The 12,398-nt window shown below is 54.9% G+C and carries 13 protein-coding genes; 6 read left to right on the top strand and 7 right to left on the bottom strand.

From position 1 onward, the window contains the following. The first annotated feature begins 3 nt into the window (after window positions 1-3). Entirely contained in the window at window positions 4-672 is a 669-nt protein-coding gene (locus FIV00_RS05635; protein ID WP_209006823.1) for a response regulator transcription factor, read from the top strand. Between the two features lie 69 nt (window positions 673-741). Continuing rightward, the gene (locus FIV00_RS05630) at window positions 742-1,500 is read left to right on the top strand and encodes a gamma-glutamyl-gamma-aminobutyrate hydrolase family protein (protein WP_152499828.1); all 759 of its coding nucleotides are present in this window, start codon (window positions 742-744) and stop codon (window positions 1,498-1,500) included. Window positions 1,501-1,517: 17 nt separating this feature from the next. On the opposite strand, the gene FIV00_RS05625 is transcribed toward FIV00_RS05630, so the two are convergent. Beyond that, on the bottom strand, window positions 1,518-3,347 hold the full coding sequence (locus tag FIV00_RS05625; protein WP_209006822.1) for a DUF1007 family protein: 1,830 nt from the start codon (window positions 3,345-3,347) through the stop codon (window positions 1,518-1,520). Window positions 3,348-3,654: 307 nt separating this feature from the next. Between FIV00_RS05625 and FIV00_RS05620 the strand changes: the two genes are divergently transcribed. Further along, complete coding sequence (locus tag FIV00_RS05620; RefSeq protein ID WP_152499826.1) at window positions 3,655-4,728, top strand: Glu/Leu/Phe/Val dehydrogenase dimerization domain-containing protein; 1,074 nt, start codon at window positions 3,655-3,657, stop codon at window positions 4,726-4,728. Between the two features lie 64 nt (window positions 4,729-4,792). Here the strand turns inward: FIV00_RS05620 and FIV00_RS05615 are convergent, their stop codons facing one another. The 3 genes from FIV00_RS05615 to FIV00_RS05605 all read right to left on the bottom strand — a co-directional run bounded on the left by FIV00_RS05615 (window position 4,793) and on the right by FIV00_RS05605 (window position 7,110). Next, window positions 4,793-5,332 carry a TetR/AcrR family transcriptional regulator gene (locus tag FIV00_RS05615; RefSeq protein WP_152499825.1) on the bottom strand — a complete coding sequence of 180 codons (540 nt, stop codon included), beginning with the start codon at window positions 5,330-5,332 and terminating at the stop codon, window positions 4,793-4,795. 195 nt (window positions 5,333-5,527) lie between these two features. Beyond that, complete coding sequence (locus FIV00_RS05610; RefSeq protein WP_152499824.1) at window positions 5,528-6,427, bottom strand: LysR family transcriptional regulator; 900 nt, start codon at window positions 6,425-6,427, stop codon at window positions 5,528-5,530. A 152-nt stretch (window positions 6,428-6,579) separates the two neighbouring features. Continuing rightward, window positions 6,580-7,110 (bottom strand): CGNR zinc finger domain-containing protein, encoded by a 531-nt coding sequence (locus FIV00_RS05605; RefSeq protein ID WP_152499823.1) that lies wholly within the window; start codon window positions 7,108-7,110, stop codon window positions 6,580-6,582. Window positions 7,111-7,243: 133 nt separating this feature from the next. On the opposite strand from FIV00_RS05605, the gene FIV00_RS05600 reads away from it, so the two are divergent. Further along, the gene (locus tag FIV00_RS05600) at window positions 7,244-7,894 is read left to right on the top strand and encodes an AzlC family ABC transporter permease (protein ID WP_209006821.1); all 651 of its coding nucleotides are present in this window, start codon (window positions 7,244-7,246) and stop codon (window positions 7,892-7,894) included. Then, window positions 7,884-8,192: an AzlD domain-containing protein gene (locus FIV00_RS05595; protein ID WP_152499821.1), complete on the top strand. Its 309-nt coding sequence runs from the start codon at window positions 7,884-7,886 to the stop codon at window positions 8,190-8,192. The genes FIV00_RS05600 and FIV00_RS05595 overlap by 11 nt, the downstream gene beginning before the upstream one ends. Before the next feature lie 48 nt (window positions 8,193-8,240). On the opposite strand, the gene FIV00_RS05590 is transcribed toward FIV00_RS05595, so the two are convergent. The 3 genes from FIV00_RS05590 to FIV00_RS05580 are packed head-to-tail and all read right to left on the bottom strand — an operon-like array spanning window position 8,241 to window position 10,875. Further along, window positions 8,241-8,750 (bottom strand): DUF2937 family protein, encoded by a 510-nt coding sequence (locus tag FIV00_RS05590; RefSeq protein ID WP_152499820.1) that lies wholly within the window; start codon window positions 8,748-8,750, stop codon window positions 8,241-8,243. Window positions 8,751-8,784: 34 nt separating this feature from the next. After that, the gene (locus FIV00_RS05585) at window positions 8,785-9,762 is read right to left on the bottom strand and encodes a WD40 repeat domain-containing protein (RefSeq protein WP_152499819.1); all 978 of its coding nucleotides are present in this window, start codon (window positions 9,760-9,762) and stop codon (window positions 8,785-8,787) included. 12 nt (window positions 9,763-9,774) lie between these two features. Next, the gene (locus tag FIV00_RS05580) at window positions 9,775-10,875 is read right to left on the bottom strand and encodes a GTP-binding protein (protein ID WP_152499818.1); all 1,101 of its coding nucleotides are present in this window, start codon (window positions 10,873-10,875) and stop codon (window positions 9,775-9,777) included. Between the two features lie 207 nt (window positions 10,876-11,082). On the opposite strand from FIV00_RS05580, the gene FIV00_RS05575 reads away from it, so the two are divergent. After that, window positions 11,083-12,264 (top strand): pyridoxal phosphate-dependent aminotransferase, encoded by a 1,182-nt coding sequence (locus FIV00_RS05575; protein ID WP_152499817.1) that lies wholly within the window; start codon window positions 11,083-11,085, stop codon window positions 12,262-12,264. Window positions 12,265-12,398: the final 134 nt, after the last annotated feature.

Genomic DNA, 12,398 nt, shown 5'->3' with positions numbered 1-12,398 from the left:
GGCATGACGATGCATCCACCGCCGCCACAAGCCACCACCAAACCCATTCGAGTGTTGTTGGCTGACGACCATGAACTGGTTCGGGACGGTATCCGCGCCCGTCTCCAGAAAGTTCCGGAGCTGGAAGTCGTCGGTGAAGCAAAAAACGGTCGGGACGCGCTGGCGCTCGCGCAGGAACTCAGACCCGACGTTCTTCTCATGGACGTTTCAATGCCGGTCATGAATGGCCTTGAAGCGGCTATGCAGATCCGCAAGACAATGCCCGGCATCGCCGTGTTGATGCTGTCGATATACGACAACCCGGAATATGTTCGCGGCGTCGTTCAGGCAGGCGCGCGCGGCTATATCCTGAAAGACATCTCAGCAACGGAGATGATCACCGCGATCACAAGCGTCGCAACGGGCGGATACTATTTCTCTTCCGCGGTTGGTCCAACACTTGTGGGAGCCGGAACGTCAGCACCTGTTGAGGACCCATACGGGCTGACAGATCGGGAAAGGCAGGTCCTGACCGCTGTGGCAAAGGGCCAGCCGAACAAGGAAGTTGCCAAGGAACTTGGCATCAGTGTGCGCACTGTTGAGTCGCACCGGTTGAACCTGCGCGAAAAAGTCGGCAACAAGAATGCAGCCCAGCTTTACAAAGTCGCACAAGATCTGGGATTGCTGGACTAACCCGACCTCCGCTACATCTGGCTCTCAATTCACACTTGAGACCAATGCCTCCTTTTTTCGGAATTCAACATGACAAAACCTCTCGTCCTGGTCACTGCTGACGTGAAATCCATAGACGGCTTCAATTGGCACGCCGTCATCTCGACTTACCTGCATGCGATTCTGAAAGGCTCGGATGCAATCCCGATGATCCTGCCATCCCTCGGCGTGGAAATGGACCTGGATGCAGCCCTTGATCAGGTAGACGGTGTGGTTGCGACGGGCGCCCGGTCCAATGTCAATCCGCAGCTTTACGGCGAAGTTCCGACTGAGGAGAACGGTCCTTACGATCCGGACCGGGACGCGACCACTTTACCTCTCTTGAAAAGAGCGATTGAACGCGGCATTCCCGTCTTCGCGATCTGCAGAGGGATGCAGGAACTCAATGTCGCGCTAGGCGGCACCTTGCACACCGAGATTCAGGCCATGACCGGACGGCGGGATCACCGCGCGCCGCAATCGGACAATCAGGATGAACGCTTCCGCATCGCGCATCCGATTGAGGTTGCACCGGGCGGCTGTTTGGAAAAGGTGCTGGGTGCAGAACCCTTTGAAGTCAATTCTCTCCACAGACAGGCTGTCGGCGATCTCGGCAACGGCCTCACGATTGAAGCGCAGGCCGAAGACGGCACGGTTGAAGCTGTTTCGGTAAAGGACAGCCCAGGCTACGTTCTCGCCACACAATGGCATCCCGAATATTGGGTGACCACCGATGGACCTTCCAGGAAACTGTTTGCTGCGTTTGGCGATGCGGCCAGAGCCTATAGGGAAAAAAGACTGGCGCTTTAAAGACAGAAGAGTGCGCCTTAGCCCCAGCCCACTGATGCAATCAACAGCGTCAGGCCGAGCAGAAACACAATCGCCGCTCCCAGAATCTCGATCGACCTGTGGATGCCGATCGACATCGGGCTGCCTTCACCGAAAAGCTTGACGGCAAGCTCTTTAGCGCCGACGGCGAGACCGGCGAGCAGTGAAACGGTAATGCCTGTGCCGACGGCCATGGCGAGAGTGGATGCCACACCGGCGAGGATCATTCCTTGCGAAAGGGCGAACACAAGAACAACAAGAGCACCTGTGCAGGGCCGCAATCCAACTGCAAGGATGATCGAGGCCGCACGAGCCAAAGTAATCCTGCCCTGCACCATGTCAGGTGTCGGTGCGTGCGCGTGCCCGCAAGTGGAACAGATGCCATCCGCCCCGATCTCATGATGGTGATCATGACCGTGATGATGGCCACCTGCGCCAGCAAAGGCCAGTTCACCGCCAGAAGTTCGTGAGGCGACCATGGCCGCAAACGGGCGCACTGCTTTCTGCCAGAGCAACCACCCACCAAGCCCGGTAATCAGCACATAGGACCCGATTTCGAACCATCGGGCCGTATCCTGAATTGCAATGCTCGTCAGGTTGAACAGAACGGCGAAACCGCCAACCAGAACGATCGCTGTCACCGCCTGGGCAAATGCTGAAGCAAAGGACAGAACAATACCCTTGCGCAGCGTTTCGTTGTTGGCAACGACATAAGAGGTAATGATCGCCTTGCCGTGTCCGGGTCCGGCCGCATGGAACACGCCATATGCAAAGGAAAGGCCGATCAAAAGCCACATGGCATTCGGGTTGTTCCTGAACGACCGGAGGCTTGATACCAGCGCCTGATAGAATTCCTTTTGCTTGACGGCAATCGTCCCGAAAACACGGTCAAGGATGCCTGTCGGAACGGTGGTGGCATCAGAACCGTCAATCACTGTCACGACGGACTGGGTGGACTCGACAACGTCTGCCGCCCTCGTGTCCGTTGCATCGGCTTGCTGCTGTAGAGCTTGCGAAACATCGGTCTCAGGAACAGATGCCGTACCTGTTGGCACCGCTTGACCGGCACCTTCGTTCATGCTGGCAGCCGTGGCGGCCACAGCACTGCAATTTACGATCATCTGATTGACCTGCGAGGCGGCCGCCGATTGCAATTCCGGCGGCAGATCGCGCTGCTCGGGACCGATTTGCGCAAGTGCGTATGCGGTTGCGTCGTCGAGTGGCGGCGGTTCCTTGCGTGTGACCTGACAGGTTCCTGGTGGATTTACGGTGCCAACGGCCTCATCTTCGCTGCCAAACCGAAAGTCGACATAATAAGTCGGATCGTAGACATCCAGCGTGATCACATTGTCCGCATCGCTTGGATCCTTGAGCGGCAACGTGAAATGCAATTCCAACAGCTGAACGTCTTCAGGAGCAGTACCACCGTTCATACGGACATCTTCCTGAATGGCTTCAAAGTCTTCAGGCTTCATTGTCCAATAGTCTGAAAGCGGAACCGTCGTCACTTCCAGCCAGTAGTCGGTGGGCGTGTTGAAATCCAGTTCGACCCGGGTGTTGTCACCAAATGTGAAGTAGCCGAAGTCGGCCATGCTTTCGACGTTGACCTGGGCAAGTTCGGCAAGCTCTTCGCGTGAATAAACTCCGTCTCCGTTCGTATCGAAACCCTGTATAGCGAATGCGGAGAAGGCATCGTCAAACCGAAAGATATGATTGACGGCAACGGCTTGGCCGTTTTCGTCAAAAACCAGTTTCGTCCTGGCTTCGACAAAAACATGAGGGTGTGCCGCTACAACAACAACCGACAGCATCAATGCAAAAATGCACATCAAAATCCTGCCGCCGGCGGCAGGAAGGGCCGAAATTGGGTTCAAGTTGAGAAGATGCAACGGTCTCATCCAAAAGAACGAATGCAATATTTTTACATTGCCAGCGCACTCCTTGGCCAGAGAAGACGGCAGGAAGATGGCAAATCGTCTACCGCGTCGCAAAACTCCCCTGGAACAAATTTCACATAACCCGACAAAAATTGGAATGTATCTCCTAATTCTGATCGCAAATTGAGGATAAGAAAGACAATTTACCTCAATTTCTGGCTAAAATATTTGCAATGACAACAACCTTACAGAGCCAACAATGAATGCCTTGCACACATCTGTTCACCACAGCGCGGTTTTCGATCATCCGGAAATGGGTGAACATGAGAACATCGTTTTCGTACAAGACAAGGAAACCGGGCTGAACGCCATCATCGCGGTTCACGACACCACACTGGGCCCGGCGCTTGGCGGGTGCCGTGTCTGGCCCTATGACAATCCCGCTGATGCGTTGACTGACGCACTTCGCCTGTCGCGCGGCATGACGTACAAGAACGCACTTGCCGGGCTTGATCTTGGCGGTGGCAAGGCGGTGATCATCGCAGACCCGCGAAAACACAAGTCTGTGGAATTGATGGAAGCCTTCGGGCTGCATGTTGACCGTCTGTCAGGCACCTATGTCACGGCGGAAGACGTCGGGGTGTCGCCAGAGGATATGGAGGCTGTGGCAAGGTTTACGGAGCATGTGCGCGGCACAAGTGCTACCGGACTTGGCGACCCTTCCCCCTATACGGCGCTCGGCGTGTTTCAAGGCATTAAGGCCTCCGCACGGCATGTATTCGGCAATGATGACCTGAGTGGCAGAACCGTTTCGGTACAGGGCCTTGGGCATGTCGGATTTGACGTTGCCCGGCAGCTGCATAACGCAGGCGCCAGCCTCGTCGTCTCGGACATTCATGCCCCAGCGGTCCTCAAGGCAATTGATGCGTTTGGCGCGACAGCAGTGGATCCGGCGGAGGCTCACATGGCTGAAGTGGATATCTTTGCTCCTTGCGCACTTGGTGCCGGCCTCAACGCGCGAACCATTCCGCAGATCAAGGCTAAAGTCGTTGCGGGAGCCGCCAACAATCAACTTCAAACCCCCGCCGATGGCATCGCCCTCAAAAAGCGCGGCATTCTTTATGCGCCGGACTACGCAATCAACGCCGGCGGCGTGATCTCCATTGCACTGGCATCACCTGGCGAAGACGACCAAGTGGTGCGCGAAAAGACGGTGGCGATTGGTGACACGCTGTCTGCTATCTTCAAGCGTGCAGAAACCGAAAATTCCACGCCAGAACAGGTTGCCGACACAATGGCGGAAGAACGGCTTGCGAAGGCAAGACTGGCATAAGCCAATAAAATCAAAAACAGAAACGGCGACCTGAGTCGCCGTTTTTTGTCCGTATCGGTTGAATTCAGGAATATTTGCGCGCGTTCGATGTTTTGAACATCTGACGAACAAGGGTCTTTGCATCTTCAACCGCCTGTTCTCCCATTTCCGCGTAGCAGGCAGTTACCCCTTCGTGAAGCAAGTAGAGTGTCGACGCAAATTCTTCCTGACCGCTCAACTCGCCGAAGAACTTCACCAGTTCACCTTTGTGGCGTTTCACTGTCGCTTCGATATCCGTGCTGTCAGGGTTGGCAGCAAGCGCCTGGCGGAAGAAACACTCCTTGCCGTTTGTCATGCGCATCCAGCCGCCAAGCTTGTCGAACAGCTGTTCCGCAGCTTCCAGGCCCGGTTGCGACACGCCTTCATGCACATATTTCAGGTATCGCCGATGGCGATGTTCCAGAGCACCGAGGATCATTGCTTCCCGGGACGGGAAATGTCGGTAGAGCGTCCTCATACTGACACCAACGCCAGCACGCAATTCAGGCACGCTCGGTTCTGCAAAACCACGGCTCCAGAACACCTGTTCCAGGCCAGCTGCGATTTGTTCCTGTGCTTCGTTCATAGTTTGAGTGTGGTGTGTATACATTAACTTTGCAAGACAAAGCGTCGAACAAATCCAATTAATACGCCTAAACTTAAGAATTGAAGGTGAACTACGTCAAAAATCTCCAAATAAGTATGTACTTAATATTTCAATCAGTCAGTTCCAAATGCACTTACCTAAGGCGAATCTCTGACATGTTGAGAAAGTTTGGCTTCATGCCTTTGCGGCACCGGATGAGAACCAGTCGACCAGAAAATCGACAAACGCACGCACCTTAGCGCTAAGGTGCCTTCTATGCGGATAAACCGCGTGAATGCCCCTCATCGGCTCTTCGTAGTCTTCCAATAGGGTCACCAGCCGTCCTGCTTCGAGGTCCTCTGCCACGAAGAACTGAGGCGTTCTGAGGAACCCCAAATCGCACAGAGCCGCTTCCCGCGCTGCTGCTGCGCTGTTGACTTCCAAAGGACCCTTCACCGACACGGAAAGCCGCTCACCATCGTTCTGGAAGGCCCAATTCTGCTTGTAACGATAGTTCGTATCGATAATGCACGGGCGGCTTGCCAGATCTGATGGAACCCGCGGGGCACCATGCGCTTCGATGACCTTGGGGCTTGCGCACACGACCGTTCTGAAAGGAGCAATTTTTCGCGCAATCAGGCTTGAATCCTCCAGTTGAGAGACCCTCACGGCAAGGTCGAATCCTTCTTCCACCAGATCGACAAATCTGTCTTCCAGGCGCAGATCCAGGTTGATTTCAGGGTATTGTTTCAGGAACTGCATCATCGCACGATTCAAACTGTCATCACCCATCGACCGTGGAGCGGATACCCTTAGGCGGCCACGTACCTCCTGATGTGACGACTGGACGGACGCCTGCAGATCATCGATCCGTTGCAGAATTTCGATGGCTTCCTTGTAGTAGGCCTCCCCCACTTCCGTGAGTGACACTTGGCGGGTGGTTCGGTTCAACAACCGGACACCGAGCTCATCTTCCAGTTCACCTACATATTTGGAGACAAGTGCCTTGGAACGTCCCATTTCCCGGGCAGCTGCGGAAAATCCTTTGGAATCTACAACTTGAATGAAACATCGCATCCGGGTGATTGCATCCATCCGGCTTTCCTTCCGCTCAGGCATATACAAATGAAATGCTTACAGTTTGCGTGCCTGCCGGTCAAAACCGTCCTTGGTCCAATAGGTCCACGACGGCTCTCCTGCTTACCGCGGCGATGTGACCACACCCGCGAATAACGCAATGGGGGTCTCTATACCCTTGCCGGAGCCCGGTTTTTCTTTCGCGCATAATGGCGCGCCGCTTTTGCGCGGTTTCCGCAGCTTTCCATGCTGCACCAGGTCCGTCTTCCGTTTTTTGTTTCGTCTATGAACAACCAACCGCAATTTTCACCCGGGCACATTTTGATCCGTTCATGCTCCCTGGAATCGGCCAGCAGTGAAACAGCTGAGGCGGCGAGCAAGGCCTGGAGCGGCTGACGTCTTGTGATGGGGTCGCTTGAGGCGTCTTCAAAACAGAGAGCCTGAACGGCGTTCAAACTGCTGGGATCACCACCAGACAGGAGGATCTGCCGAAGTGATGCCCGATAACGGATGAGATTTGCCAAACTGTCCAACGGCTTTGAGTCCAGATTGACGGCCTCAAGCCAAAGCGTAAGATCGGCCAAGCTGCGCAGTTTTTCATGTGCAATATGCCCGTCGGCAGTCCAATCGGCCGTATTGACGAAATCAAGCGCGAGCCTGCCGCCGATCAATCGCACGGGATGTCCTTCGGAATAGCACATGCGCAAATTCTAACCGCTACTCTGGTTGACACTCAACAGGAAGTTTTGTCTAACCAGAATTATGGTTAGAAACTTTGAGCACAACACGGTTCAGCCAATTACCACGCTGACTCGTGAAGGGGTCGTTCGTGGTATGCACAGGCTGCTGCCGGTCTGCATCTTTGTGATCCCGTTCGGCATTGCCTTTGGGATCGCGGCAACCGAAAGAGGTCTAAGCCCGTTTCAAGTGACAATGATGAGCGTCTTCGCCTATACGGCAACAGCGCAATTCGCAGCACTGGAATTCCTGCAAGACCCAATAGCCTTCTTTTCGCTTGGCCTCGTAGCGCTCGCACTCAGCGGCAGGCACATAATCATGGGCGCAGCGTTGTCGAAATGGGTCAACCAACTGCCTGTAGGACGGCGTCTCTTGACGCTCGCATTCTTGAGCGATGCAAATTTTGCAGATTCTCAAAGAGCGCTCCAACGCGGCGAAACCGATCTCGGTCCCTTGCTGGGTGGCGGTCTGATGTTGTGGGTCTTTTGGGTTGGCAGCACAGCCGCAGGCGCTTATGGCGGTGATTTGCTGGGCAACACAGAAGCCTACGGGTTCGGGGTTGTGATGCTCTGCTTCTTTGCTGCGACGGTATTTGGGATGGTACGCAGTTCACCCTCGATGGTGATCCCCGTTGCTTGCGCCATGGCAACATCCGGATTGACCTATTCTCTGCTGCCAACGGGTTGGAACATCATACTTGGAGCCGTGATTGGTGGCGTTACCGCAGTTTTCAACCATGACAGATGATTGGTCCTATGCCCTGGCCGTGGTGATCCTGGCTGCCGCGGCCTTCGCCACCCGCATTTCAGGGGCCGTCCTGATGTCGTTTGTGACCCTAACCCCAAAAACGGAGCGGTTTTTGGAGGGGCTTTCCGTGTCGGTGATCGCGGCACTTGTTGCGTCAAATCTCGTCACCGCGGACCTCAAGACGGTGACCGCAACCTTGCTTGCCGTAGCCGTGATGGCGCTGTCGCGGAGCGTAATCTGGGCGATGTTCGCAGGAATGATGATAGCTGCCGCCTTCCCCTTTGTGTTGACGCCCTAAGGAAAGGCGCACGGGAACTGCAGCTACAGGAAGTCTCGGGTGCGTATCCTAGACACGTTCATCGGAAACCGTCCTCCGACGGCGTCCGAGGCGCAGGACGCCCGCAAGGACACGAAGCACAAGAAAACCGATGAGAGCACCGACACCAGCACTCGCAAAACCTGCGGTCGTAACCGGTACTGCCGGCTCATAGTCTTCCGCCGTTGCCTGAGCGAGTTGAGGATCAAAACCACGCGTAAAAATCACCAGCCGTTCGATCGGCCCCGCATTTTGCAGATCAACTTCCTGCTCTTTGAGCCTGCTTAACCGGATCTCCGCATTGAGCATACTGTCACCACGCGCACGTACAAAGGGATCTTCCGACGACTGCTGACGCGCAATCGCTTCAGCGGAGGTCAATCCGTGCGCGGACGCATCCCGGTTGAAATCTGCAAGGATCTCTTCCAGCGCGTCGATCGCACCGCCAAGGCGTTGCCGGTACTGCTGTGAGAATTCCGGCAATTGGGAAGTGGCTGTTCCGCTCATCACCATGACAACCAGCATGAAGATACGCATCATTTTGGCCACTCCAGCTCTAGGCGCGCTTGCTCACTTAGTCCTGCAAGGAAATCAATCCGGCTTCGGCTTCCTCGGTTCCGAAGGCCAGTCTTTTGCCTTCCTTGTCCCAGTCCATTGTGGAAATGGGGCCTTTTCCGGGCCGTCGCAGCTGAACTTCGGCTTTGTCCGCAAACCGGATCATCATGATCATGCCGTCCTGATACCCGACAGCAACGACATCTTCTTCCGGATGGCACGCAACAGCGCTAACAAGAGTTTCGTTACGCGTCCCCAGTTGTAGAGGCGTCTGCCCCATTGGACCGGTCTTTCCAGAGAAAGGCCACAGGATTGCAGCGTTGGCACCGGATGTTGCAAGGTATTTTCCCTTGGCCGACCAACTGAAGGATTTGACCTTTGCAGGATAACCGGTCATGCGCATGTCTTGCGCGTCTGAAAGACGCCAACCGTGAAGGGCGTTTTCCTGCATCGCCGTAACCAGGTATTTGCCGTCAGGCGAAAAGCTGATCCCGAGATGTGCGCCCTTCCAACTGAGTTCGACGGGATCTCCATCGGTCCCCGCCCACCACATGGTTGCACCGTCATATCTGGATACGGCAAGCCGCGTTCCTTTTGGCGCAAACGCGAGACCGCCTACGGCACGCTCATGGGCGAACTCTTTTTCTCTGCCATCAGCAAGGTGGACCCAGGCTGTGCGCCCACTTGCAAAAGCGACCGCACCGGAAGGTCCGGTCGCAATGAGATCAATCCATTTTCGAGCGCGTTCTGCGACCAGGACAGGTGTCCCATCCGACCCAAACTGATAAATGCATCCATCGTCGCCGGAGGTCACCAACGCGCTGCCATCAATGCTCGGCACCGCTGCAAGCAACCCGGCCTTGTGTGGCCGGAGCCTTGTCTCGCCCTGGCCTGACAGCAGAATCTCGCCTTCGCCGGACGCAAAATAAGCGCTGTCTTTCAAAAACCCGGCACGAACAACAAAACCGTCGATCTCGACGGGAGCTACGGTAGGCAAGATCGAGAATCCTTATTGAGCGGCGCAGGCGGCAAAGCTGTCTCTAAGCACATCCCAATTGAGATCGCGACCAATGAACACCAACCGGCTCTCACGCGGCTCGCTTTCTTTCCAGTCGCGCTGATGATCACCTTCCACAATCATGTGAACACCCTGGATGACATATCGTTGTGGATCGTCCTTGAAAGCAAGAATGCCCTTCATACGCAGGATGTTCGGCCCTTGCACCTGTGTCACCTGATTGATCCATGGAAAAAACATGTCGGGATTGAGGTCGCCGGCTTTGAGCGAAATACTCTTCACCGAGTGGGTGTCCCCATGATGATGATGGCGGCCATGCGCATGATCGTGACCGCGGTGATGGTGGTGATCGTGATCGCAATTCGAGCCACACTCATCGGAGTGGTGATCGTGATCGCAATTCGGGCCACACTCATCGGAGTGGTGACCATGTGCAAGAAAATGAGGGTCGAGGGACAGGATCCTGTCGAGATCAAAAGCTCCTCGGTCCAGAACCTTCGCGATCTCGACACCGCAACGCTCGCTCCGGTGCAACACGGCGTACGGATTGATCGACTGGATACGGGCTTCGACATTGGCCAATTCTTCGGAACTGACCAGATCCGTCTTGTTGATCAGGATGACATCAGCAAAAGCCACCTGGTCTTCAGCTTCCTCAGTATCTTCCAACCGCTGAAGCACATGCCTTGCATCGACCACGGCAACAACCGCATCTAGACGCGCCGCGGCCCGAACATCATCATCCATGAAGAAAGTCTGGGCGACGGGTGCAGGATCTGCAATTCCCGTGGTTTCAACTATGATCGCATCAAACGCATTTTTGCGTTTCATCAGGTTCTGCACAGTCCGGATCAGATCGCCGCGGACCGTGCAGCAGATGCAGCCGTTGTTCATTTCGAAAATTTCTTCGTCGGACTCCACCAGGAGATCGTTGTCGATACCGACCTCTCCGAACTCATTCACGATCACCGCATAACGCTGGCCGTGATTTTCAGTTAAAATCCGGTTCAAAAGAGTGGTTTTTCCGGCTCCGAGATACCCCGTTAACACGGTAACAGGGATCTGTGCAGAAGCGTCCTGTGTCGCAGACATTGCGCAACTTCCTGGAATGAGGAGTGATGGTCAAGCCTGCGAAGCAGGCGTCTTGGCGGCGAATATAAGCACATACGTGGCGCAATGGGAGAGCCTGCTCGAAATTTCCGCCACTCACCCGAACCGATTCACCCTCATGCCGCCTTTCCAAGGATTTGCAGAAGACACTACCTTTGCTGGAAGGACAGATTGAAACGGGAGATCCCGATGCTGAAAACAATTGCCGGCTTTGACCGGATCGGCGAAGAAAATGCCTTCGCCGTATTGGCTCGCGCAACCGAGCTGGTCGGTCAAGGCCGAGACATCATCAATCTGGGCATCGGACAGCCGGATTTTAAAACGCCGGCTCACATTGTCGAAGCCGCCATCAAGGCGCTGCAGGACGGACATCACGGATACACACCGGCGACGGGAATCGCGCCGCTGAGAGAGGCCGTTTCGGCTGACCTTCTAAAACGTCATGGAACCGAGACAGATCCTGGCCAAGTCCTGATTGTGCCCGGCGGCAAGGTCACGATGTATATGGCCATCCTGATGTTTGGCGAAGCCGGCACGGAGATCCTATATCCAGATCCCGGCTTCCCGATCTATCGCTCAATGATCGAGTTCACAGGTGCGCGCCCGGTTCCGGTGCCGATCCGTGAAGAGAATGACTTTGCTTTTTCAGCCGAAGAAACGCTGTCTCTGATCACAGACAAGACACGCTTGCTGATCTTGAATTCACCGGCAAATCCGACGGGTGGTGTAACACCGCGATCTGAGATCGAAAAACTGGTCAGCGGCCTGGAAAAACACCCGAATGTCGCGGTTCTGTCCGACGAAATTTATTCTCAAATGACCTATGATGGCATGGAACATGTTTCGTTACTGCAATTCCCGTCATTGCGTGACCGCCTGATCCTGCTTGACGGCTGGTCGAAAACCTATGCCATGACAGGCTGGCGTATCGGCTTCTCGCTCTGGCCGGAACAACTGATCGACAAGGCGCGTAAACTTGCGGTCAACGCCTGGTCTTGTGTCAATGCGCCGACCCAATACGCCGCGCTGGCGGCACTTGAGGGCCCTCAAGACGCAGTCATCGACATGGTCGCGCAGTTCGATGCGAGGCGGTCGGTGATCGTCAACGGGCTGAATGCAATTGACGGCATTACATGCCGGACCCCACGAGGGGCCTTTTACGCTTACCCGAATATTCAAGAAACCGGCTGGAAGGCGAAAGAGCTTGCATCTGCACTTCTCGAGGACGTAGGTGTCGCCACGATCGGAGGCCCGGACTTCGGAATTCTAGGTGAGGGATATGTCCGGTTGTCCTACGCAAATTCAACCGAAAACATCAAATTCGCGCTTGATCGGGTCAAAGACTATGTAGAAACCAACTCAAAACCTTAGTTGGTTGTGTAATCACAAATACTCACCCACGACTGAATTTAGAAATCTCTGAATAACTGCGGTATTTTCCTTTACGTAGTCTATTTCTTAAACTTTTATCCCCTTGATAACGTCGAACCCGAGGTATTCGCGTG

The organism is Labrenzia sp. THAF82, from assembly GCF_009363435.1.
Taxonomy (GTDB): Bacteria; Pseudomonadota; Alphaproteobacteria; order Rhizobiales; family Stappiaceae; genus Roseibium; species Roseibium porphyridii.
The sequence above is the reverse complement of the archived record's forward strand: the minus strand, read 5'-3'. Positions and strand labels throughout refer to the sequence as shown.

Bases quoted from the DNA above. Each gene is read 5' to 3' on its own strand.
- FIV00_RS05635 (WP_209006823.1), top strand. From the start codon at position 4: ATGACGATGCATCCACCGCCGCCACAAGCCACCACCAAACCCATTCGA.
- FIV00_RS05630 (WP_152499828.1), top strand. From the start codon at position 742: ATGACAAAACCTCTCGTCCTGGTCACTGCTGACGTGAAATCCATAGAC.
- FIV00_RS05625 (WP_209006822.1), bottom strand. From the start codon at position 3,347: ATGTGCATTTTTGCATTGATGCTGTCGGTTGTTGTTGTAGCGGCACAC.
- FIV00_RS05620 (WP_152499826.1), top strand. From the start codon at position 3,655: ATGAATGCCTTGCACACATCTGTTCACCACAGCGCGGTTTTCGATCAT.
- FIV00_RS05615 (WP_152499825.1), bottom strand. From the start codon at position 5,332: ATGAACGAAGCACAGGAACAAATCGCAGCTGGCCTGGAACAGGTGTTC.
- FIV00_RS05610 (WP_152499824.1), bottom strand. From the start codon at position 6,427: ATGGATGCAATCACCCGGATGCGATGTTTCATTCAAGTTGTAGATTCC.
- FIV00_RS05605 (WP_152499823.1), bottom strand. From the start codon at position 7,110: ATGTGCTATTCCGAAGGACATCCCGTGCGATTGATCGGCGGCAGGCTC.
- FIV00_RS05600 (WP_209006821.1), top strand. From the start codon at position 7,244: ATGCACAGGCTGCTGCCGGTCTGCATCTTTGTGATCCCGTTCGGCATT.
- FIV00_RS05595 (WP_152499821.1), top strand. From the start codon at position 7,884: ATGACAGATGATTGGTCCTATGCCCTGGCCGTGGTGATCCTGGCTGCC.
- FIV00_RS05590 (WP_152499820.1), bottom strand. From the start codon at position 8,750: ATGATGCGTATCTTCATGCTGGTTGTCATGGTGATGAGCGGAACAGCC.
- FIV00_RS05580 (WP_152499818.1), bottom strand. From the start codon at position 10,875: ATGTCTGCGACACAGGACGCTTCTGCACAGATCCCTGTTACCGTGTTA.
- FIV00_RS05575 (WP_152499817.1), top strand. From the start codon at position 11,083: ATGCTGAAAACAATTGCCGGCTTTGACCGGATCGGCGAAGAAAATGCC.